The sequence below is a fragment of the Actinopolymorpha sp. B9G3 genome, from assembly GCF_040120725.1.
Taxonomy (GTDB): Bacteria; Actinomycetota; Actinomycetes; order Propionibacteriales; family Actinopolymorphaceae; genus Thermasporomyces.
Genome location: NZ_JBEEAB010000002.1, coordinates 454,450 through 475,257 on the forward strand (window position 1 = coordinate 454,450; position 20,808 = coordinate 475,257).

The 20,808-nt window shown below is 70.0% G+C and carries 22 protein-coding genes; 13 read left to right on the forward strand and 9 right to left on the reverse strand.

Going from position 1 to position 20,808, the window contains the following annotated elements; all coding sequences use genetic code 11:
• Positions 1 to 47 precede the first annotated feature (47 nt).
• Positions 48 to 596, reverse strand: a complete 549-nt coding sequence (locus tag ABNF93_RS05230; protein WP_349326376.1) for a GNAT family N-acetyltransferase — start codon at positions 594 to 596, stop codon at positions 48 to 50.
• Positions 597 to 616: 20 nt separating this feature from the next.
• Complete coding sequence (locus ABNF93_RS05235; RefSeq protein ID WP_349326377.1) at positions 617 to 1,180, reverse strand: CGNR zinc finger domain-containing protein; 564 nt, start codon at positions 1,178 to 1,180, stop codon at positions 617 to 619.
• Positions 1,181 to 1,275: 95 nt separating this feature from the next.
• Between ABNF93_RS05235 and ABNF93_RS05240 the strand changes: the two genes are divergently transcribed.
• The 7 genes from ABNF93_RS05240 to ABNF93_RS05270 all read left to right on the forward strand — a co-directional run bounded on the left by ABNF93_RS05240 (position 1,276) and on the right by ABNF93_RS05270 (position 6,931).
• Positions 1,276 to 1,584, forward strand: a complete 309-nt coding sequence (locus tag ABNF93_RS05240) for a hypothetical protein (RefSeq protein ID WP_349326378.1) — start codon at positions 1,276 to 1,278, stop codon at positions 1,582 to 1,584.
• 54 nt (positions 1,585 to 1,638) lie between these two features.
• The gene (gene paaA / locus ABNF93_RS05245; RefSeq protein WP_349326379.1) at positions 1,639 to 2,670 is read left to right on the forward strand and encodes a 1,2-phenylacetyl-CoA epoxidase subunit PaaA; all 1,032 of its coding nucleotides are present in this window, start codon (positions 1,639 to 1,641) and stop codon (positions 2,668 to 2,670) included.
• Positions 2,667 to 2,960: a 1,2-phenylacetyl-CoA epoxidase subunit PaaB gene (gene paaB / locus ABNF93_RS05250; protein WP_349326380.1), complete on the forward strand. Its 294-nt coding sequence runs from the start codon at positions 2,667 to 2,669 to the stop codon at positions 2,958 to 2,960. Before paaA ends, paaB begins: the two co-directional genes overlap by 4 nt.
• Positions 2,957 to 3,769 (forward strand): 1,2-phenylacetyl-CoA epoxidase subunit PaaC, encoded by an 813-nt coding sequence (gene paaC / locus ABNF93_RS05255; RefSeq protein ID WP_349326381.1) that lies wholly within the window; start codon positions 2,957 to 2,959, stop codon positions 3,767 to 3,769. The genes paaB and paaC overlap by 4 nt, the downstream gene beginning before the upstream one ends.
• A 5-nt stretch (positions 3,770 to 3,774) precedes the next feature.
• Positions 3,775 to 4,272 (forward strand): 1,2-phenylacetyl-CoA epoxidase subunit PaaD, encoded by a 498-nt coding sequence (gene paaD / locus ABNF93_RS05260; protein ID WP_349326382.1) that lies wholly within the window; start codon positions 3,775 to 3,777, stop codon positions 4,270 to 4,272.
• Between the two features lie 47 nt (positions 4,273 to 4,319).
• Positions 4,320 to 5,528: a 2Fe-2S iron-sulfur cluster-binding protein gene (locus ABNF93_RS05265; RefSeq protein ID WP_349326383.1), complete on the forward strand. Its 1,209-nt coding sequence runs from the start codon at positions 4,320 to 4,322 to the stop codon at positions 5,526 to 5,528.
• A gap of 194 nt (positions 5,529 to 5,722) precedes the next feature.
• Positions 5,723 to 6,931: a cysteine desulfurase-like protein gene (locus ABNF93_RS05270; protein ID WP_349326384.1), complete on the forward strand. Its 1,209-nt coding sequence runs from the start codon at positions 5,723 to 5,725 to the stop codon at positions 6,929 to 6,931.
• Positions 6,932 to 6,966: 35 nt separating this feature from the next.
• On the opposite strand, the gene ABNF93_RS05275 is transcribed toward ABNF93_RS05270, so the two are convergent.
• Complete coding sequence (locus ABNF93_RS05275) at positions 6,967 to 7,965, reverse strand: DUF4432 family protein (RefSeq protein WP_349326385.1); 999 nt, start codon at positions 7,963 to 7,965, stop codon at positions 6,967 to 6,969.
• A gap of 239 nt (positions 7,966 to 8,204) precedes the next feature.
• Between ABNF93_RS05275 and thyX the strand changes: the two genes are divergently transcribed.
• Positions 8,205 to 8,981 (forward strand): FAD-dependent thymidylate synthase, encoded by a 777-nt coding sequence (thyX, locus tag ABNF93_RS05280; RefSeq protein ID WP_349326386.1) that lies wholly within the window; start codon positions 8,205 to 8,207, stop codon positions 8,979 to 8,981.
• Positions 8,982 to 9,003: 22 nt separating this feature from the next.
• On the opposite strand, the gene thrS is transcribed toward thyX, so the two are convergent.
• On the reverse strand, positions 9,004 to 10,419 hold the full coding sequence (gene thrS / locus ABNF93_RS05285; protein ID WP_349326387.1) for a threonine--tRNA ligase: 1,416 nt from the start codon (positions 10,417 to 10,419) through the stop codon (positions 9,004 to 9,006).
• A 327-nt stretch (positions 10,420 to 10,746) separates the two neighbouring features.
• Between thrS and dapA the strand changes: the two genes are divergently transcribed.
• Together dapA and ABNF93_RS05295 are read left to right on the forward strand one after the other, a co-directional pair.
• On the forward strand, positions 10,747 to 11,664 hold the full coding sequence (dapA, locus tag ABNF93_RS05290) for a 4-hydroxy-tetrahydrodipicolinate synthase (protein ID WP_349326388.1): 918 nt from the start codon (positions 10,747 to 10,749) through the stop codon (positions 11,662 to 11,664).
• 76 nt (positions 11,665 to 11,740) lie between these two features.
• Positions 11,741 to 13,432 (forward strand): ribonuclease J, encoded by a 1,692-nt coding sequence (locus ABNF93_RS05295; RefSeq protein ID WP_349326389.1) that lies wholly within the window; start codon positions 11,741 to 11,743, stop codon positions 13,430 to 13,432.
• Positions 13,433 to 13,762: 330 nt separating this feature from the next.
• Here ABNF93_RS05295 and ABNF93_RS05300 read toward each other — a convergent pair whose 3' ends face one another.
• The gene (locus ABNF93_RS05300; RefSeq protein WP_349326390.1) at positions 13,763 to 14,755 is read right to left on the reverse strand and encodes a dihydrodipicolinate synthase family protein; all 993 of its coding nucleotides are present in this window, start codon (positions 14,753 to 14,755) and stop codon (positions 13,763 to 13,765) included.
• 227 nt (positions 14,756 to 14,982) lie between these two features.
• Between ABNF93_RS05300 and ABNF93_RS05305 the strand changes: the two genes are divergently transcribed.
• On the forward strand, positions 14,983 to 15,897 hold the full coding sequence (locus tag ABNF93_RS05305; protein ID WP_349326391.1) for a Gfo/Idh/MocA family protein: 915 nt from the start codon (positions 14,983 to 14,985) through the stop codon (positions 15,895 to 15,897).
• A 129-nt stretch (positions 15,898 to 16,026) separates the two neighbouring features.
• Here ABNF93_RS05305 and ABNF93_RS05310 read toward each other — a convergent pair whose 3' ends face one another.
• From ABNF93_RS05310 to ABNF93_RS05320, 3 genes are read right to left on the reverse strand one after another with little or no spacing between them, the layout of a single operon-like run.
• Positions 16,027 to 17,715, reverse strand: a complete 1,689-nt coding sequence (locus tag ABNF93_RS05310) for a multicopper oxidase family protein (RefSeq protein ID WP_349326392.1) — start codon at positions 17,713 to 17,715, stop codon at positions 16,027 to 16,029.
• Positions 17,712 to 18,254, reverse strand: a complete 543-nt coding sequence (locus ABNF93_RS05315; protein ID WP_349326393.1) for a hypothetical protein — start codon at positions 18,252 to 18,254, stop codon at positions 17,712 to 17,714. The genes ABNF93_RS05310 and ABNF93_RS05315 overlap by 4 nt, the downstream gene beginning before the upstream one ends.
• Entirely contained in the window at positions 18,244 to 18,744 is a 501-nt protein-coding gene (locus ABNF93_RS05320; RefSeq protein ID WP_349326394.1) for a hypothetical protein, read from the reverse strand. The genes ABNF93_RS05315 and ABNF93_RS05320 overlap by 11 nt, the downstream gene beginning before the upstream one ends.
• Before the next feature lie 168 nt (positions 18,745 to 18,912).
• Between ABNF93_RS05320 and ABNF93_RS05325 the strand changes: the two genes are divergently transcribed.
• Together ABNF93_RS05325 and ABNF93_RS05330 are read left to right on the forward strand one after the other, a co-directional pair.
• On the forward strand, positions 18,913 to 19,236 hold the full coding sequence (locus tag ABNF93_RS05325) for a PadR family transcriptional regulator (RefSeq protein WP_349326395.1): 324 nt from the start codon (positions 18,913 to 18,915) through the stop codon (positions 19,234 to 19,236).
• A complete protein-coding gene (locus tag ABNF93_RS05330) occupies positions 19,233 to 20,036 on the forward strand; it encodes a permease prefix domain 1-containing protein (RefSeq protein ID WP_349326396.1) in 804 nt (267 codons plus the stop codon). The genes ABNF93_RS05325 and ABNF93_RS05330 overlap by 4 nt, the downstream gene beginning before the upstream one ends.
• 95 nt (positions 20,037 to 20,131) lie before the next feature.
• On the opposite strand, the gene ABNF93_RS05335 is transcribed toward ABNF93_RS05330, so the two are convergent.
• Positions 20,132 to 20,791: a pentapeptide repeat-containing protein gene (locus ABNF93_RS05335; RefSeq protein ID WP_349326397.1), complete on the reverse strand. Its 660-nt coding sequence runs from the start codon at positions 20,789 to 20,791 to the stop codon at positions 20,132 to 20,134.
• Between the last annotated feature and the right edge of the window lie 17 nt (positions 20,792 to 20,808).

Below are 20,808 nucleotides of genomic sequence, written 5' to 3' on the forward strand. Positions count from 1 at the left end.
CTGTAGGTCAGGGCGAGGGCCAACCCCTGGAGAGGGTCGTGGTGAGCTCAGGCGAGAGCGCAGTGCAGGCGTACCTGCTTCATGCGTACGGTCCCGTCGCCGGTGAGGTCCAGCTCCCGGTGCGCACCATCGGGCGCCCAGCCGGCAGCTGCGAGGAACTGGCGAAGGATGTCGTCGGCGGTGAACACCCAGCTGACCGCGCGGGTGAACCCGTCCGCGACCAGCGTGTCGGCACACGCCTGGAGCAGCCGTGACCCGTGGCCGGCGCGGGTGTGGTCGGGGTCGACGTGGAACGTGGTGATCGCGCCCTCGGTGAGCAGATCGGAGTCGGGATCGTCTGCGGGCCCGGTGGCGGCGAAGCCGACGAGAACGCCCGCCTCCAGCGCGACGAGGAGCCGGTGACGCGCGTCGGGCGGGCTGGTGAGGGACCGCTGCCACTGTTCGGCGATCGCACCCTCGTCGAGGGCGTCCAGTACCCCCGCCGGGAAGATGCGCGCGTATCCGGACTGCCAGGCGCGTACCTGGACGCGGGCGACATCGGGGGCGTCAGCCGCCCAGGCGATGCGGACGCTGCGGTCGGCGGTCGGTTCGCTCACTGGCCCATCCTGACAGCCGGTCAGTCCTTCGCCCGCTGCCGGGCGCGGTAGGCACGCGTCTTCTGCCGGTTGCCGCAGACGCCCATCGAGCACCAGTGCCGGGACCTGTTCTTCGAAGTGTCGTAGAAGGCCCATGCACAGTCGGATGCCGCGCAGACCTTCAGCCGCGCCCAGATGCCGTCGGCCTCCGCGTTCGCGACGGCTACGAGGAGCCGAGCGACGCCGGCGGAACCGCCTTCGACGGCGGGAACGAGTCGCGGGCGGGTGCCCACGAACCCGAGCCGCAGCGGAAGTCGTGCGGCGACTTCGTCGAGTCCGGCAAGGGCAGCGTCGGATCGGTCGTGGTGCTGGACCATCGCCTGCCGCAGGCCGGACCGGATGGCGGTGGCGAGTGCGAGGTCGGACGCCGACGCCCGGACGTCGCCGTCCACCAGTCCGCGAGCGGTGAGCCAGCCGGTCAGAGCGGCCGGGTCGCCGAGGTCGTCGGTTCCGGCGTCGACGTCGAGCGTGTTGGCGAACGCACACAGCAGCTCAGCGACCGGTGGGACCCCCCGGTCACGGTCAGCAGCTGCGGTCGTCGTCAACAGATCACCTCTCGACACCACCATACCTCGAAAGGCGGTTGCCAGTGGTTCGACACCACCGTAGTATGTTTACTGGTGTCGATGAGGAGGTAGAGATGAACGGCTGGATCATGGAATCGATCGCCAGGCAGTGGACGCAGGACCGCATCGCCGAGGCTGAGGCGTGGCGTCGCGCCAGGCGGACGCCCCTGCTGGAGCAGGCGGTGTGGGCGGATGCGGCGGTCCGCGTGGAGGCGGCGGCCCGACTGGGCGAGGTCGTGCAGCGACTGGCGGCTCTGGTGCTCCGAGGCGCGTCTGTGGGACTCGCGTGGGCTGCGGATCGACTGGACCCTCGGTCGGCCGGGCACCGGAAGGTGCGTGGCAAGGTCGAAGCGGTGTCACCCGCGTGTCGGGCCGAGGTATGACAGTAAGCTGCACATTTTGCACATGACTGTCACAAGCGCTGCTACCCTGACTACGTGAGTGCGCGCGCAGCACGGGCGGATCAGTCCGCCGAACCAGCCGGCTCCACGAGCGGGTTCGAGGAACTGCTCGCCGCCGACGAGCGGATCGAGCCGCGCGACGAGATGCCGGACGGCTACCGCAGGACGCTGATCCGGCAGATCGCGCAGCATGCGCACTCGGAGATCATCGGCATGCAGCCGGAGGGCAACTGGATCAGCAGGGCGCCCAGCCTGCGCCGTAAGGCGATCCTGATGGCGAAGGTCCAGGACGAGGCCGGCCACGGGCTCTACCTCTACGGCGCGGCTGAGACCCTCGGCGTCGGCCGTGACGAGCTGCTCGACAAGCTGCATGCGGGGACGCAGAAGTATTCCTCGATCTTCAACTACCCGACCCTCACCTGGGCGGACATCGGCGCGATCGGCTGGCTCGTCGACGGCGCGGCCATCACCAACCAGGTGCCGTTGTGCCGATGCTCCTACGGCCCGTACGCACGGGCGATGGTCCGCATCTGCAAGGAGGAGTCCTTCCACCAGCGGCAGGGGTTCGAGATCCTGCTCGCACTGTCGCGAGGAACCCAGCGGCAACAGGCGATGGCGCAGGACGCGCTCGACCGGTGGTGGTATCCGAGCCTCGCGATGTTCGGGCCGCCGGACGCCGAGTCGACGCACGGCACCCAGTCGGCGGTCTGGGGGATCAAGCGGTTCTCCAACGACGAACTCCGGCAACGCTTCGTCGACATGACCGTGCCGCAGGCGGACGTACTCGGGCTGCGGATCCCCGACGACGCCCTGGCGTGGAACCCCGAGCGGGCTCACTACGACTTCACCGAGCCCGACTACGACGAACTGTTCCGCGTGATCAAGGGCGACGGTCCCTGCAACACCCAACGCATGGAGCACCGGATCCGCGCGCACGAGGAGGGCGCCTGGGTGCGCGAAGCGGCTCTCGCCTATTCCGCCAAGCGGGCCGCCCGTCGTGAGCGGCCGGAGCAGCCGGACCAGCCGGTGCCCCGGCGAGCGGGGCCGCGGGAAGGGTCCGTGGCATGAGCGACGTACGCAACGACTGGCCGCTGTGGGAAGTCTTCGTACGTGCCAGGCGGGGACTGTCCCACGTGCACGCAGGCAGCCTGCACGCACCTGACGCCACGATGGCATTGCGCAATGCCCGCGACATCTACACCCGCCGGAGCGAGGGCGTGTCGATCTGGGTCGTGCCGGCCACGGCGATCACGGCGTCGAGCCCCGAGGAGAAGGACGCGTTCTTCGATCCGGCGGCGGACAAGGTCTACCGGCACCCGACGTTCTACGAGGTGCCCGAGGAGGCTCCGCACCTGTGAACGCACGCACGGAGATGTCCACGTCGACGGCGGAGGCGAGTGGAGCCGTCACGTCGCCGGACGTCGCCGTGTACGCCTGCCGGCTTGGCGATGACGCACTGATCCTCGCGCAACGCCTCGGCGAGTGGATCACCAGAGCGCCGCAGCTCGAGGAGGACGTCGCACTCGCCAACATCGGCCTCGACCTGCTCGGCCAGGCGCGGATGCTGCTGACCTACGCCGGGGCGCGCGAAGGGGAGGGGCGTGACGAGGACGCGCTCGCCTACCTGCGGGATGAGCGCGCCTTCACCAACGTCGTCCTCGTCGAGCAACCACGTGGTGACTTCGCGGTGACGATGGCGCGGTTGCTGGTCTTCTCGGCCTACCAGTACGAGCTCTACCAGCGACTGGCCGCGACCTCCACCGATGACACACTCGCCGCGATCGCCGCCAAGGCCGTCAAGGAGGTCGCCTACCACCGCGACCATGCCACCCAGTGGGTGCTCCGCCTTGGCGACGGTACGCAGGAGAGCCACACGCGTATGCAAGCCGGCCTCGACACGGTGTGGCCCTGCGTGGACGAGCTGTTCGAGTCCGACGCTGTCGAGCGCGGCCTCGTGGCCGACGGGCAGGCGGTCGACCGGGCGGCCATGCGTCCGAGCTTTGACGCCTATGTCACCGGGGTCGTGACCGAGGCGACTCTACGGATGCCGGACGTGCGCGGCACTCCGGTGAGCGGCGGGCGGCGGGGCGTCCACACCGAGGCGATGGGCTACCTGCTGGCGGAGATGCAGTATCTCGTCCGTACGCATCCGGAAGCGCTCTGGTGAGCGACATGGGTGGGATCCGTACGCCGGAAGAGGCCTACGACGTCGCGGCGTCGGTGGTCGACCCCGAGCTGCCGGTGCTGACGATCGCCGAGCTCGGCATCCTGCGCGGCGTACGTGTCGAGGCTGGCGCCGTTGAGGTGGACATCACGCCCACCTACTCCGGATGCCCAGCCCTGGAAGCGATCCAGGCCGATGTCAAGGCGGCCTTGCGTGCGGCCGGAGCGCGCGAGGTGCACGTGCGTACCGTCCTCAGCCCGGCGTGGACCACCGACCTGATCACGCCGGCAGGTCGGCGCAAGCTCGCCGACCACGGCATCGCGCCTCCCCATCCGCGAAGAGACACGCCGGACGGGAGCCCAGTCCTGGTGGAGCTTTCGGTGCGCTGCCCGCGCTGCGGATCGCCGGACACTGGCGAGGTGTCGCGGTTCGGGCCGACGCCGTGCATGGCCTTGCGGTCGTGCCGGTCCTGTCGCGAGCCCTTCGAACACGTGAAGGCGCTGTGAGCGGGCCAGAACTACGAGCGGGCCAGAACCATGAGCGGGCCAGAACCATGAGCGGGCCAGAGCTGACCGGCCACCGGCACGCCGTCTTCCATGCGCTGCGGGTCGCGGACGTGCGGCGCGAGACCGATGACGCGGTGGTGGTGACCCTCGAGGTGCCCGCCGAACTCGCGGACGCCTACCGCTTCCTACCCGGTCAGCACGTGACGGTACGGACGCCCGAAGCCGGCGACGACCTCCGGCGCAACTACTCGATCTGCACCGCAGGCGATCCGGCCGGTCCGGACGGGCCGCGGTGGTTGCGGATCGGAGTCAAACGGGTCGCGCATGGCGGGTTCTCGGCGTACGCACTGGAGCGGATGCGGGCCGGCGACCTCGTCGACGTGATGACGCCCACGGGCCGGTTCTGCGTCACGCCCGACCCGCTGGTTGGCCGGCACCTGTGCTTCGTCGCGGCCGGGAGTGGCATCACGCCGGTCCTGTCCATGTGCGCGAGCGTGCTGGCCTTCGAGCCCAAGAGCCAGATCACGCTGCTGTACGGCAACCGGACCAGCGCGTCGATCATGTTCGTCGAGGACCTCGCCGATCTGAAGGACCGGTATGCCGACCGGTTCCACCTCGTTCACGTCCTCTCCCGCGAACAGCCCGAGGTGTCGCTGTTCGGCGGACGGATCGACGGGGCGAAGCTGCGAACGTTCCTGGACACCCTCGTCGACGCGGAGTCGGTGCACGGGTGGTACCTCTGCGGGCCGTACGCCATGGTGGACGAACTGCGGCGGGTCCTTCGCGCGCACGGCGTCGCTCGCGAGCGGGTGCATTCGGAACTCTTCCACGTCGGGCCGGCGACGAACTCGACTGCGAAGAACTCGACTGCGCCGGCCGAGACGGTGTCGCCGGCTGGGAAGGTGTTGCCGGCCGAGGCGGTGTTGCCGGTCGAGGCGGGGTCGGCGGTTGCGGCTGGGGCATCCGGTTCAGCGGCCGCCTGCGAGGTGACGGCGATCATGGACGGTCGGCGCTCGACGTTTCTGCTCGACCGGGCCGGACCGCCGGTGCTGGAAGGCGTTCTCGGCGTACGCAGTGACGCGCCGTTCGCGTGCCGGGGCGGGGTGTGCGGCACCTGCCGGGCGAAGGTCCGCGAGGGAACGGTCACGATGGACCGGTGCTACGCCCTCGAACCGGACGAGGTGGAGCGAGGCTACGTCCTCACCTGCCAGTCGCATCCCACCAGCGACCGACTCGTCGTCGACTACGACGCTTGACTTCCCACTGACCCCACGAAGCCGCGCTGACCCCCGACGCTGTCCCACCGATCCGGGCAATGCGCGTGCCGTTCCGTGATCATGATCGTGATCATGAGGGCTTTTCGTACGCATAGGCCGCTTTCTCTTCATGATCACGATCATGATCACGGGAGCGACCACCGCCGGGTGCGGTGCGGCTACGGTGGGGTGTCGTGAGGTACGACGTGAGCAAGGTCCGCGCCGGCTATCCCGCGCTCGCCGACGGGTACGCCTATCTCGACGGAGCGGCCGGCACCCAGGTGCCCCAGTCCGTCATCGACGCCATCGTGGCGGCCTACCGTGCCGGGCTCGGCAACCAGGGCGGGACGTTCCCGGCCAGCGGGCGGTCGGACGCGATCGTCGCGGAGTGCCGGAACGCGGTCGCGGATCTCGTGGGCGGCGATCCGGCGGGTGTCGTGCTCGGGCCGAACATGACGACGCTCACCTACCGCTTCGCGACGACTCTCGCGGCCGACTGGGCCGCTGGCGACGAGATCGTCGTGTCGAGGCTGGACCACGACGCGAACCTCCGCCCCTGGGTCCAGGCCGCGCAGCGCGCGGGCGCCGTCGTGCGCTGGGCCGAAGTGGACCTCTCGACCGGCGAACTCCCGGTCCAGCAGTACGACGACCTGCTCACCGCGCGCACGCGACTCGTCGCCGTGACCGCGGCGAGCAACATCCTCGGCACCAGGCCGGACGTCGCGGCGATCACGGCGAAAGCCCATGCTGCCGGCGCACTGACCTACGTCGACGGCGTCCACGCGACCCCGCACGGACCGGTCGATGTCGCCGCGCTGGGGGCCGACTTCTACGCCACCAGTGCGTACAAGTGGTCAGGTCCGCACGTGGGAGCGGTCGCCGCCGATCCTGCGGTCCTGGAGACGCTGCGGCCCGACAAGCTTCTGCCCGCGCCGGACGAGATCCCGGTACGCATGGAGACCGGCACGGCGCCCCTCGCCGATCTGGCCGGTGTGACCGCCGCCGTCGAGCACCTCGCCGACCTGGGCTCGGCCGTGGCCGGCGGTACCCGTCGCGCCCGGGTGCTCGCCTCGATGGCCGCCGTGGAGTCCTGCGAACAGGAACTCTTCACGACGCTGCTGGACGGACTCGACGCGATGCCCCACGTGACGACGTACGGCAGGCCGGCCCGACGGACCGCGACCGTCTACTTCCGGGTCGAAGGCCATCACCCGCGCGACGTGGCCACACACCTCGCGGCGCACCGGATCAACGTGTGGAGCGGACACAGCTACGCCTGGGAGCTCACCGGAGCACTCGGCCTGCGCGACGGTGGGGGAGCGGTCCGGGCGGGACTCGTCCACTACAACGACCGCTCCGACGTCGACCGCCTGCTGGACGTCGTCGCCGGGCTCGCGCCGTAACACCCGGATCCGCGTGCCGTGCCGGACGAAGACCCTCAGTGCTCCCGGTTGACGCTGAGGGTGGTGGTCGCGGTGCGCGACCCGCCCGGCTCGAAGTGCAGCTGAGTGCCGGTCTTGCGCCTGATCGCGTGCAGGCCCTGCCCGGGGTAGCTCGAGTGTGGCTCGATGCCGAGGACGTACACCGACTGGTACCACGGGAAACCCGCACCTGCGTGCATCTCGTACCACATCCAGGTCTGCGGCATCACCGACGTGTCCCACGTCAGGGCGGCCCGCACGCCGAGCCGCTGGTTGGTGAGCGACACCTCGCCGCAAGCCAGGTCGACCAGGTAGTAGAGGCGTTCGACAGGCCGCGCCGGATCGGGGCCCGGCACATGGCGCAGGTCGACGACGCCGCCCGCGCGGTCGAGTCCCTCGGGCCAGGCGAACCGCGATCCGATCACGAGGTCGGACGCCGGCTCGTCGCGTTCGTCGTCGACCACCACGGTCGCTCCCGGCGTGTCGAGGCGACAACTCCCGTCGAGGAACGGCTGCCCGAACGCCACGTGATGCCCCCACGCCGCCTCGACCGGGACGCCGCCGGCGTTGCGTACCGTCTCGGTGACAGTGAGGTCGGCGCCGACGACGCCGATGCGACGCTCGATCTCGAACGGACTGCGGACCAGGCGCGTCCGCAGCGTCACCTCGGCGGGTCCGGTGGGCTCCCAGTCGTACGCCGCGAGCCACGCCTCACCGTGCATGCCCCAGAGGACACCGTGCTCCTCGACCGCGTCGCCCGCGTTGGGAAAGACGGTCTGCCAGCCGCCCGGGTAGGCGTCCATCAGAGTCGCCTCGGTCTCACCGGGTACGAAGAGCGCTCCGCGGTGCCGCAGCCCCCACGGTGACTGCCACATCAGCTCGACGTCGCCTGCCAGCCAGCGGACCGACGTGATGTCGCCGCCCTTGCCGGGTACGACGTCGACGGCGAGCTCGGCACTCTCCAGTCGTACGACCTCCCACCCGCGAACGTCGCGTACCTGCTGGCTCTCGGGCATGAGTTCCTCCTGGGTCGGCCGTCGGACCCGTCGGGGGTGTGGGGGCCGGACGGTCGCACTGATCGTGCCATCGATCCCCGCGTGCGCGACCGGCCTCATCCGGCCAGCTCATCCGGCCAGCTCATCCGGTCAGGCAGGCGCATGCCGGCACCGCACCGGTCCTGTCGGGGGCCGGGTCTACGCTGGCGAATGGACGTGCCACGCGAGGATCGCGACATGCAACAAGCGGGAGGAATGTGATGGGTGGGCAGCAGCCGGCCGTGGGCGGTCAGCCTGATGAGCATGCGCTGGGCGAGGCGGCCGGGCCGGTCGAGTTCCGCACGGACGTCACGGTGGAGCTGGTGCGCTCGGCCGCGCGGGACGCCGATGTGCTCTTCGCCGCTCGGGTGTCGACCAAGGGCGAGCAGTCGATCGAGGACGTCGAAGCCGATGCCGAGCGGTCCAAGGGCCTGATCAACTACCTACTGCGGAGCCGACACGGGTCACCGTTCGAGCACAACTCGATGACCTTCCACGTCCACGCACCGATCTTCGTCTTCCGCGAGATGATGCGACACCGGATGGCGTCCTACAACGAGGAGTCCGGGCGCTACCGGGAGCTGCGGCCCGTGTTCTATGTGCCCGGGCCTGACCGCAAGCTCGTGCAGGAGGGCAAGCCCGGGCGCTACTACTTCGTCGACGGTACGCCTGACCAGCACAAGCTCGTCGAGGAAGAGACGCGGCGGCAGTGCACCGAGGCCTACGCGAGCTACCACCGGATGCTCGACGCCGGAATCGCCCGCGAGGTCGCTCGGATCGTTCTGCCGCTCACGATCTACTCCACGGCCTACGTCACGGTCAACGCGCGGTCGTTGATGAACTTCCTCTCCCTCCGGGTGAGGCGGGATGACTCCACCTTCCCGTCGTTCCCGCAGCGGGAGATCGAGATGGTCGCGGAGAAGATGGAAGCCGCCTGGGCGGAACTCATGCCGATCAGCCACGCCGCCTTCGAACGCAACGGCCGCGTCGCGCCCTGAGTCCCTGAGCCGTCGCGCGTGATCACTTCGGCAGGGTTAGGTCGCTGGTACGTGACTCGACGGCATGCCTTACGCCGCTGACGAAGCGTTCGACCGCCACCACCCCTGCCTGCCGCCCGTCGCGCAGGCGGACGGCGACCGACTCGCCCGCCGCCTCGCGCGCACCCACCACTGCCACGTACGGCACCTTGCGCAGCTGCGCGTTGCGGACACGTGCGCCGAGGCTCTCGTCCCGGTCGTCGACGTCCATCCGAAGGCCGGCTTCGAGGCCGAGCTGCGCGACCCTCCGGGCTGCGTCGCGCTCGTCGGGTCCGACGGGAAGGATCCTCACCTGGAGCGGCGACAGCCACGCCGGGAGGGCTCCGCCGTAGGCCTCCAGCAGGTAGGCGACCATGCGTTCCATCGAGGCGAGAACGCTCCGGTGCACGATCACCGGTCGCTGCCGGCTGCCGTCTGGCGCGACGTACTCCAGGTCGAACCGTTCAGGCTGGTACAGATCCACCTGGACGGTCGACAGGGTGAACTCCCGGCCCTGTGCGTCGTACACCTGGACGTCGATCTTCGGCCCGTAGAACGCTGCCTCGCCGGGCTGCTCGCGGTACTCCACTCCACGGAGGTCGAGTGCCTGGCGAAGCACCACCTCGGCCTGCCGCCACATCTCCTCGCTGCCCGCGTACGACTTGCCGGCCTCGGCCGGTCCGCGTAGCGAGAGACTGTGGTGGGCGGCCTGGATCCCGAGGACGTCGTACGCCTGGTCGATCATCTGCAGGACCGCGGCGACCTCTTCTGCAGCCCGGTCCAACGGGCAGAAGACGTGGGCGTCGTTGAGGATCATGCCGCGCACGCGGGTCAGTCCGCTCACGACGCCTGAACGCTCCATCCGGAACTGCGGGCCGACCTCGCCGATCCGCAGCGGCAGTTCGCGATGGCTGCGCAGCCGCGACCGGAAGACAAGTGCGTGGTGGGGGCAGAGCACGGGACGCAGCACGAGTTCGTCCCGGCCGGCCTTGGCATCGGCGTCGGCGTCGGCGTCGTTGTCCCCACGGCCCAGCGGCATCGGGGGGAACATGTCCGGTCCGAAGTGCTGCCAGTGCCCCGACCGCTCGTAGAGCTCCCGCTTGCCCACCGCAGGGGTACGCACGTGCTGGTAGCCCGACCGGCGCTCGACCTCGACGATGTACCGCTCCAGTTCGGCCACGATCGCCGCACCGTTCGGGAGCCAGAGCGGGAAGCCCGCTCCGGCGAGCTCGTCGGAGGTGAAGATGTCGAGGTCGCGTCCGAGACGGCGATGGTCATGTGGACTCTCCGCCGGACTGGACCGGTCGACTGCCTGGGACCGGTCGATCGCTGGGGACTGGTCGATCGCTGGGGACTGGTCGATCGCCTGGGACTGGCCTGAGGGTGGGGACTCGTCTGCGGGCTGGGCCAAAACGGACATCGGGTGTGCTCCTTCGAAAGAGGGAGGAGCGAGCCCAGGCGCAGAAATGCCCCGGGATCGCTCCCGGGGCCATCGCGCGTACGGCCGGGTCAGGTCATCGACGACAGGCCGCTCGCGTCGCCGGAAGCGACGTGCGGCGTCGTCGTGTGCCAGAACCTGGCCTGCGCAAGAATCACGTCTCCCACTCTAACCGGTCCTCCTCGCCGACCTCCCGGCCATTTCCCGTCCAGCCATCACCCACCAAGCCCGGGCCAGGCCAGGAACGTTCGGCCGAGGCATCGCGATGCGACGTCACGATCGGAGCTCAGACCGGTACCGTGAGGTCCCATGGGTCCAAGTTCAACGCCCGACGACCGGGCACGCGCCCCGTTCGGGCGCAACCTCATCGCCATGGTCACGCCTTTCACACCGGCGGGTGACCTCGATCTCGACGCCGCTCAGCGGGTGGCCAGCCACCTCGTCGACGCAGGCGCAGACGGCGTGGTGATCAGCGGGACGACTGGTGAGTCGCCGACCACCACCGACGCCGAGAAGGAGGCCCTGCTGCACGCCGTCCTCGAGGCGGTCGGTGACCGGGCCACCGTCATGGCCGGCACGGGCACCAACGACACGAAGCATGCGATCGAACTGTCGCAGCAGGCGGAGAAGGCAGGTGTGCACGGCCTTCTGGTCGTGACCCCCTACTACAACAAGCCTCCGCAGGCTGGCCTCCTCGCCCACTTCCGTGCGGTGGCCGACTCCACTGGGCTGCCGGTGATGCTGTACGACATCCCCGGGCGCACCGGCACCCCGATCGCGACCGACACGCTGGTCCGACTTGCCGAGCACGGCCGCATCGTCGCCCTCAAGGAGGCCAAGGGCGACATGGCCGGAACGACCGAGGTGCTGGCCCGCACCGACCTCGCGATCTACAGCGGCGCCGACGAGTGGAACCTCGCCCTGCTGGCCATGGGTGGAGTCGGCGTCGTCAGCGTGGTCGGTCACGTGGCGGCGGCTGAGTACGCCGCGATGATCCGAGCCGTCGACGCAGGTGACCTCGCGGCCGCGCGGGAGATCGACCGGCGGCTCATTCCTGCGTACCAGGCGATCATGACCCGCACCCAGGGTGCGATCATGGCGAAGGCCGCGTTGGAGCTGCGGGGGTTGGTGCCGAGCCGCGCCGTCCGCCTCCCGCTCATCCCGGCCACCGAAGATCAGATACGGCAACTACGGACAGACTTGCAGGAGGCCGGTCTCGCCCCATGAGCGACCCAAGCGAGCGACTCAGTCAGTACAGCCCGCGTGGTGGCTCCTGCGGGTTCGCAGCGAAGCGAGAACGCGCATGAGCCACCCTCACCCCGAGCTCGGACCAGCCGCCGCGCTCCCGCCCGGCGCCCTCCGCGTCATCCCCCTCGGCGGCCTCGGCGAGATCGGTCGCAACATGACCGTGTTCGAACACGAGGGCAGGTTGCTCATCGTCGACTGCGGTGTCCTGTTCCCCGAGGACCACCATCCGGGCGTCGACCTGATCCTTCCCGACTTCGAGCCGATCCGGGACCGCCTGGACGACATCGAGGCCGTCGTGCTCACCCACGGGCACGAGGACCACATCGGCGCGGTGCCGTACCTTCTCCGCGAGCGGCGTGACCTCCCGCTCGTCGGGTCGCAGCTCACGCTCGCGCTTGTGGAGGCCAAGCTGCGCGAGCACCGGCTGAAGGACGTTCCCCGGCATGTGGTCCGGGAACGCCAGCGGATGCAGTTCGGTCCGTTCGACCTGGAGTTCATCGCGGTCAACCACTCGATCCCCGACGCTCTCGCGGTCGCCATCCGCACTGCCGCCGGTGTCGTCCTGCACACCGGTGACTTCAAGATGGACCAGCTCCCGCTGGACCGCCGGCTCACCGACCTGCGGGCGTTCGCCCGGCTCGGCGAGGAGGGTGTCGACCTCTTCCTGGTCGACTCGACCAATGCGGAGATGCCGGGCTTCACCGTCTCAGAACGCGACATCACCCCGGTGATCGACCGGATCTTCGCGCGGGCGGAGCGGCGGGTGATCGTGGCCTGCTTCGCCTCGCACATCCACCGGGTGCAGCAGGTGATGGACGCCGCCGTCGAGCACGGCCGCAAGGTTGCCTACGTCGGCCGGTCGATGGTCCGCAACATGGGGGTCGCCGGAGACCTCGGCTTTCTCCGGGTACCGCCCAACACTCTGGTCGACCTCAAGGCACTGGACAACTTCGCGCCGAACGAGGTCGTTCTCATCTCGACCGGATCCCAGGGTGAGCCCCTGTCGGCCCTGTCGCGAATCGCCGGACGCGACCATCCGCAGATCCGGGTCGAGCCCGGCGACACGGTGGTGCTCGCGTCCTCACTCATCCCGGGCAACGAGAACGCGGTCTTCCGGGTCATCAACGGCCTCACCCGTTGGGGTGCCGACGTCGTGCACAAGGGCAACGCCCTGGTCCACGTGTCGGGCCACGCGTCGGCGGGCGAACTGCTCTATGCGTACAACATCGTCCGCCCGCGCAACGTCATGCCGGTGCACGGCGAGATCCGGCACATGCGGGCCAACGCGGACCTTGCCATCGCGACAGGCGTACGGCGGGAGCGGGTCGTGGTGGCCGAGGACGGCGTGGTCGTCGACCTGATCGATGGCGTGGCCAGGATCGCCGGCAAGGTCGACTGCGGCTACGTCTACGTCGATGGTTCCACGGTGGGCGACATCACCGAGACGTCGCTGAAGGATCGCCGCATCCTCGGCGAGGAAGGCTTCATCTCCGTCATAGTGGTCGTCGACTCGGTGACCGGCAAGGTGACCGGAGGCCCTGAGATCAAGGCGCGCGGGTTCGCCGAGGACGATGGGGTCTTCGATCCCGTCCGCCCGCTGATCGAGGAGGCGCTCGACCGGGCCGGCCGGGAAGGCATCGACGACACCTACCAACTGCAGCAGATCATCCGGCGCACGGTCGGCAAGTGGGTGAGTGACTCCCACCGCCGCCGCCCGATGATCATCCCGGTGGTCGTCGAGGTCTGAGTCACGCCCCAGCTACATCTGAGCCCATGACCCGGGCGCGCCGGCCCGCCACCCGCCCGCATGCCCGTGATCATGATCGTGATCATGAACGCAAAGAGGGCGATAGACGCGGTTCGGCTTCATGGTCCGGTTTCGCTTCATGATCACCGTCATGATCACGGCGGGTATCGGCGTCGCTGGGCCTTCCAGAGCCGGGAGCGCCACGTGAGCCATGCCCGCGGGGATGGTCGCGGCTTGGTGGTCATGAAGGTGAACCGGTCTGTGGCGGGGATGGTCGCCGCCTGGTGATCATGAAGGCGAACCGGTCTGTGAAGTGAAACGGGGCGATATCTACGCGGAGGTTTCATGATCACGATCATGATCACGGGACAGGGTGGGGAGGGCGGAGATCAGCCGGTCGCGCTCGCCGGGCGGCGGGCTCTGGGCGTACGGGCCGAACGGGTCGAAGGCGACCGCGTCGGGGAGGATGCCCTGCCAGGCGGCGACCCAGGCCATCCGCTGGACGTACGCCTCCATCGGTGCCAGGAACGTCAACCGGGCAAGCGCATCCGCCCGCGCCGACGCTGCGACGAAGGCCGGGAGGTCGTTCCGTGTCCACGCCTCGAGGACGGCCACCGACCAGTCCGGCAGGGCAGCGGCGAGTCCCAGCAGGCTCGCCTCGGCGCCCCACATCAGCGAGGGCCCGTACATCCGGTCTTCGCCGGTCAGCAGCAGGGCATCGGGGGCCGCCGTCCGGGCCGCGTCAAGGATGTCCTGGCAACCCATCGCGTCGTCGAGCAGGGCGAGCTTGACGCCGCAGACCCAGGGCAGGGTGAGGAGTTCGGCCACCGTGTCGGCGTCGTACTGGCACCCGCTGGCCCGGTCGTACAGGACGAACGCCAGCAGCGGCAGGCCGACCTCGGAGCCGAGCCGCTCGTGCAGGCGTACGATCTCGGCTCGCGACGCGCCCCGGACGGGAGCGACGAGGAGGGCTGCCGCACCCGCGTCGCGGAGTCCCGCGGCGAGGGGCAGCAGATCGCTGACACTCCGGTCCGGCCCTGGGCCGACTCCGGCCACGATCGGCAGGCTCGACGCGGACCCGAACTCCCGTACCAGCCAGCGCAGCTCACCGGCATCCAGGTGCGCGCCGCGCCCGGTGTGTGCGCCCACGGCGATGGCCGCGCAGCCGCCGCCGCGAAGCGCCTCCGCGTAGCCCGCGACCGCCTCCCGCGCGACTGTTCGGTCGCGGTGGAACGGCGTGAGCGCCGCCGCGACCAGCCGACCGCGGAGCAGGTCGCGCAGGTCTGCGCAGGTGTCGTCGTGGTGGGAAGCGACGCCGGTCACGCTCGCCGAGTCTGCCAGGGTCGGGCCGGGTATGGGGCGTCACGACCCGCACCCGTTGCCGGCCAGCATGGTGGGCGCGTCATTGACGCGGTACGACGGCATGTCTACGTTCGACACCGTGATAGGGGGAGAAACGCCCTAAACTAAGGGGAGTTCGGCCCCTCGTGCGGCACGACCTGCCCGAGGTTCACCTACCATCCGGGCCACGGCGAGCAGAGGGACGAAAGATGAGCAGCGAAGGAACGGATGCCGGCGAGCGCACCCTGCGCGTCGGCCTGGTCGGCGTCAACACCTCCCATGCCGGAGCGTTCGCCCGGTTGCTCAACGAGCGCGCCGTCGCCGACGGGGCACGCATCACGTGGGTGTGGGGTGGCGAGCTGCGCCCTGGCCAACCCGATGCCACCACGCTCGCGCGCACCTACGACATCCCGCACGTCGCCAGCGAGCCCACCGAGATGCTGTCCGAGACCGATCTGGTGCTGGTGGTCGACGACACCGGACAGGGCGCGAACCACGTGCCACTGGCCCGGGCGTTCGTGGCGGCGGGTGTGCCGACGTTCGTCGACAAGCCGATGGCGGTCGACCTGGTGGAGGCGAGCGGTCTCTTCACTCTCGCCGCCGACAAGGGCACGCCGGTCACCAGTTCGTCGGCCCTGCGGTTCGCGGTCGAGCTCGAAGCCGAGCGCGACCAGCTCGCCGCGCTGGGCACCCTGTCGTCGGTCGTGAGCGTGGGCCCGGGGGAGTGGTACTACTACGGCGTCCATGCGGTCGAACAGCTCTTCGCCCTGGCCGGATCGGGCGTGGAGTGGGTGCAGCGGTTCACCTGGCCCGAGCGCGACATCGCCGTGCTGTCCTACGCCGACGGCGGTCCCAGCGCGGTCGTGCAGACGCTGCGCGACGCGAAGTACGCCTTCCACCTCACCGCCTACGGCAGCGAGGGCCGGCACGCCGTGCACATCAAGGACTTCGACGGCTTCTACGCCGGGCAGGTCCGCGCGGCCGTGGAGATGGCCCGGACCGGCAAGCCCCCGATCGCGCCCGAGGAGACCCTCGAACTGCTGGCCGTGCTGAGAGCGGGCGTCCTCTCCGCCGAGGATGGCGGGACCCGGGTGAGCGTGTCCAGCGTCCTCGGCGGGATCTGACGCCGTCGCCGCGCCAGCGAAAATGATCACGTATGCGTGATCATTACCAACGATGCGCGGCGAATCCGGCATGCATCGTTGGTAGTTGGCGAGTACGGCGCGGCGCCCGCAGGCCGCGCGGCCTACCGCTCAGGTGGTCCTGAACGTCGCCATCATCGCCATGTCCTCGTGCTCGAGGTTGTGGCAGTGGAGGAGGTACGGACCGCGGTAGTCGGTGAAGCGCACCGCGACGTCCACATGCTCCGCCGGCCGGACGTCCACCGTGTCCTTCCAGCCGTGGTCGTACGGACCGACTCCGTGGCCGCCTCGGCTCACCACCTGGAACGGGTCGAGGTGGACATGCACGGGATGGTGGACGTCGGTCATGAACCGCCAGATCTCGATCTCGCCAAGGGCCGGGTCGGCGTCCGCGCGCCGCGGGTCGTAGGCCTTGTCGTTGATCGTCCAGCCGTTGTGCTCGCCCCCGCCATCGCCGTCACGCTCCTGTCGAGCGGCCACGCCGGCGCTGCCGGGACGGTCACCGATGTCGCCGCGCCGGAAGCGCCATACGCGGGTGCGCACGGCCTTGGCCGGATCCAGGCGTTCGATCGTGGAGAGCTTCGCGGGAACGTGGGAGTCGTCCTTCACCCGGCGGGTGACCCGGAACCGCATCACCTGTGCGGTGGAGTCGTTGCCGAGCCGGTTGACCAGCGTGACCTCCGTGCCTGGTGCGTACGCCGAGAAGTCGATGACCACGTCGAAGCGCTCGGCGGGGGCGATGTCGATCCGGGCGTGTTCGATCGGCGTCTCCAGCAGCCCGCCGTCGCTGCCGACCTGGACGAACGCCGGCCGTTCGCGGGGTGCGGGGTCGAGCGTGAGTCCGTAGCGGCGGGCGTTGGACGCATTGAGGATCCGGAACCGGTACCTCGCACCCTCGACCTCACAGACCGGCCACGGCGCGCCGTTGACCAGGATGACGTCGCCGACGACGCCTTCCATGTAGTCGGCGGTGACGCCAGGCGTGGTGCGCAGCGTCCGGTCGAGTGCGGGATAGCGGAACGACCCGTCGGCTTCGAACGACCGGTCGCAGATCACCAGCGGGATGTCCCGGTCGCCGTCGGGCAGCGGCAGCGCCCGTTCCTCGTCGTCGTGCACCAGGTGCATGCCGACGAGGCCGCGGTAGACCTGCGGTCCGGTGAAGTCCATCCGGTGGTCGTGGTACCACAGCGTGGCGGCGCGCTGCCGCATCGGATAGACGTAGTCACGTTGCCCGTCGGACTCGTCTCCGCGCATCGGGGCCGCGCCGCTGTGCCCCGCGTGGGCAGGCCGGGTCCAGCCGCGGGTCGGGAGGATGAGGTCGAGCGGACCACCGTCGCTCTCCGCGGGCGTGTGCCCGCCGTGCAGGTGCACGGAGACGGGCACGGGTAGCTCGTTGCGGTGGCGTACGACCGTCCTCCGGCCGCTGGTGGTGACGAGGGTCGGTCCGGGAAAGATGCCGTCGTAGCCGAGGATGGGGGTGCGCATGCCAGGCAGGATCTCGGCGTTCGCGACCCGCTGGACGACCTCGTAGTAGTCGGTGGTGGCGTCGGTCCGTACCGGACGCTTGATGGGGGGGATCGGCAGCGGTACGCCGAACGGCTTGGGCAGGGGCGCCCTGCTGGGCAGGAACTCCGCCGTCTGCCCGATCAGCCCGCCGATCCCGCAGCCGGCGAGGGCCGCGGCGGCACCGCCGGCGCCGACCAGGCCGAGGAACCCGCGCCTGGACAGGGCTCCTGGTCCTCCGTACGAACGGCTCGACCGACCGGGCCTGCCGAGTGGGCGGTGGCTGTACAGGGTCATGCGTACGGCTCCCTCGAGGTTCGGTGCTCTCGGTTGGCCGCCCGCCCACCCCCACGAGTCTTGTCAACCCGGGCTTGACGCAGGTCGGGGCGGAACAACCAGACCGTGAAGAGGACCTGGATGGTGATGAGTGAGACGCCTATGGGGATGTGGAGATCGGCGAGGCGGAGATAGCCGAGGACCTTCTGCGCCTCTTCGGCGATGGCGAGGGTCAGGCTGAACCACATCGGCGACCACCGCCCACGACCGCGAGCGGCGTAGACGAGGGCGGCGATGATCTGGGACCAGCCCAGCAGGCTGACGATGTGCGAGTTCATCTCGTGGACGGCGATCGCGTCCACATCGCCGGTGAGGAAGATGCCGGCGAAGACAGGCTGGGCCGCGATCACGCCGCAGTGCAGGACGGCGATGGCGCGCAGGACCCACAGGCTTGCCCGTGGGTGTCGCGCCGGCGGCACCGTGTCGGTCGTGAGGTCGCCGGAGAGGCGCTCGGTGGTGGGCGTCCGCGGGCCCGGCGTGACCGGGTGCTCAGCGGCCATGGCTGTCTCCCGCCTGCCGAACCCGCGTCCGGCGACGCGGGCGACGGGGGCGACGAGCGCCGCCCCGGAACAACCACACCGTCAGCAGGACCTGGACGAGCACGATCCCCACGCCGAGGGGAAGGTGGATCGCGAGTTCACGGGTGTGGCCAAAGCCGATCTGGATCCCCTCGGCGAAGAACAACAGGAAGGTCACGAGGAACGGCCACCCCCGTCCGCCCCCGGGCCAGACGTACGCCAGCGCGGCCACGCCCTGGAGCATCGTGAGCAGTGGCAACAGGCTGCCGTTGAAACCGTGGACGGCGAGGGAGTCGACATCGCCACCGAGGTACCTTCCGGCCAGGAGCGGCTGACCGACCACCGCCGCGGCATGGACGAGGGCGACGCCCCGCAGGGTCCACAAGGAGGCGCCGGGCCGCCTGCCGGGGACCTGCCGGGCTGGGGGCGCGGCGCCGGCGGTCCCGGCCGCGAGGTCAACGGTGGGTGGCACGGATCTCCTCCTGAAAGAGTCGCTCAACCAGCCCGACTGTATATGTCGGCTGCCTACATATGAATCAGGGATGACCCTGGACTGAGGTCCTGGGACCCTGGAGAGAACCCGAAGATCGCGGTCGCGCGCTTGTCGGGGGTGGGGCCGCCACAGGTAGCCTGTCTACTCGTGAAGGTCGACATCGTCCGGGGACACCTCGACGCGCTCCTGCTTGCCTCGCTGGAGGACGGCCCGCTGCACGGCTACGCCATCATCGAGGCACTCCAGGCGAGGAGCGGCGGCGTCCTCGACCTTCCCACCGGGAGCGTCTACCCGGCGCTGCGCCGACTCGAGCGGGCGCACTACGTCAGCGGGCGATGGAGCATGGTCGGCGGCCGCCGCCGGCGTACCTACCAGCTCACCCGGGCCGGGCGGCAGGCGCTCGCCCGGGAGCGCGCCGACTGGACCAGGTTCACGAGCGCGATCGGTGGCGTCCTGGGGGAGCAGGCGTGAGTGTGGAACGACGTGGTGGCGCGATGACCCTCCCCGTGGGTACGGCGTTCGTCGCACGGATGGCCGGGCGGCGGCGGGCCGCTCCCTCCAGGCCTACCCAGCGTGCGGATCCGTCCGCCGCACCACAGGTTGACTCGATCGCGGGATACCTTCGCGCTCTCGCCCGGGCGCTGCCGGGCCCGCGCCGGACGCGTACCGAGTTGCTGGGTGAGCTGGCCGACGGACTCCACGACGCGGCGGACGCGTACGTCCGGGCCGGGATGGATCCTCGGCAGGCCGAGGCGCAGGCGGTCGGCGACTGCGGCCGGATCGCCGAGATCGCACCGGCCTACCGGGCAGAGCTGATCGCCGCGCAGAGCCGGCGCACCGCCATGCTCTTCGCGCTGTCCATGCCGGCGACCGTGCTCGCGTGGACACTCGCCTGGACCATCGGCGTCCGGGAGGTCCCGTCGTTGTTGACCAGTGATCACCCGCGGCTCGCCATCTTCCTCTCGCAGGTCACCGACTTGGCGGGCATGGCCGGTGGCGTGAGCGGTCTCGCAACCCTGGGTCTGCTGATGTGGTCGGGTCGGCTGCGGCGCTTCCTGCGTCCGGTGATCGCCGGTCAGGTGGTCGTCGGCGCCACGGTCCTCGCGGTCACGATGGGTTGCTCGACGGCGATGAACCTGCTCGACCCCAGCTTCGCTCTCCGGGTGGCTGGCGCGTCCGCGTTGGTTCCGATCGTCGGTGCGGCCACCTGTGTGCTCGGTGGCTGGCAGGTGCACTCGTTGTGGCGTACGTTCCGCGCCGTGGCGCAGTGATCTGTCCGTCAGCCGGATCTCACCGGCTGACGTGGATCTCACCGGCCGACGTGGATCTCACCGGCCGATGCGGATCTCACCGGCGGACGCGGACTTCACGGACGCGCGGGCGTGAGGTGGTCGTCGCAGGTCTCGGGAGCTCCGCGCGACTTCGTACCATCGGGGCAGACGGAGTTCGACCAGAACGTGTCCGTCAGGTCCGCACCGTCGAGGCGGGCGCCTCGGAGGCTGGAGTTGATCAGCGACGCGCCGGAGAGGTTGGCGCCGGTGAGGTCGGCCCGCGCGAGGTCGGAGCGCTTCACCACCGCGGAGCTCAGGTCGGCGTCCACGAGGCGGGCCCGGCGCAGTCCGACGTCGGTGAGTGTCGCCTCGCCGGCGAGGGAGGCGCCCCGCAGGTCCGCCCCCGCCATGTCCACCTCGTCCAGGGTCGCCCCCTCCAGCACCGCATCGCTCAGGTCGGCGCCGGACAGGTCGACGTTGCTCAACCAGGAACTACGCAGGCTGGCCCCGTGGAGGTTGGCCCGGCTGAGCTTCACCTCCTGAAGGCGTAGCTCGTCCAGCGAGGACCACTCGAGGTTGGCGCAGTGCAGACGGCGTTCGATGAGCTCGGAACCGTCGACCTCCCGGTGGGACAGATTCCGCCACCCCTTGCCAGGACAGTTCCGGCCGGGATCCTTCTCGGCGCACCCGGACAGCATGCTCGCCAGTGTCGCGACCACGCCAAGGCACGACACCAGGATTCTCGCGCGAGACACTCGCCTTCCCCCGTGGC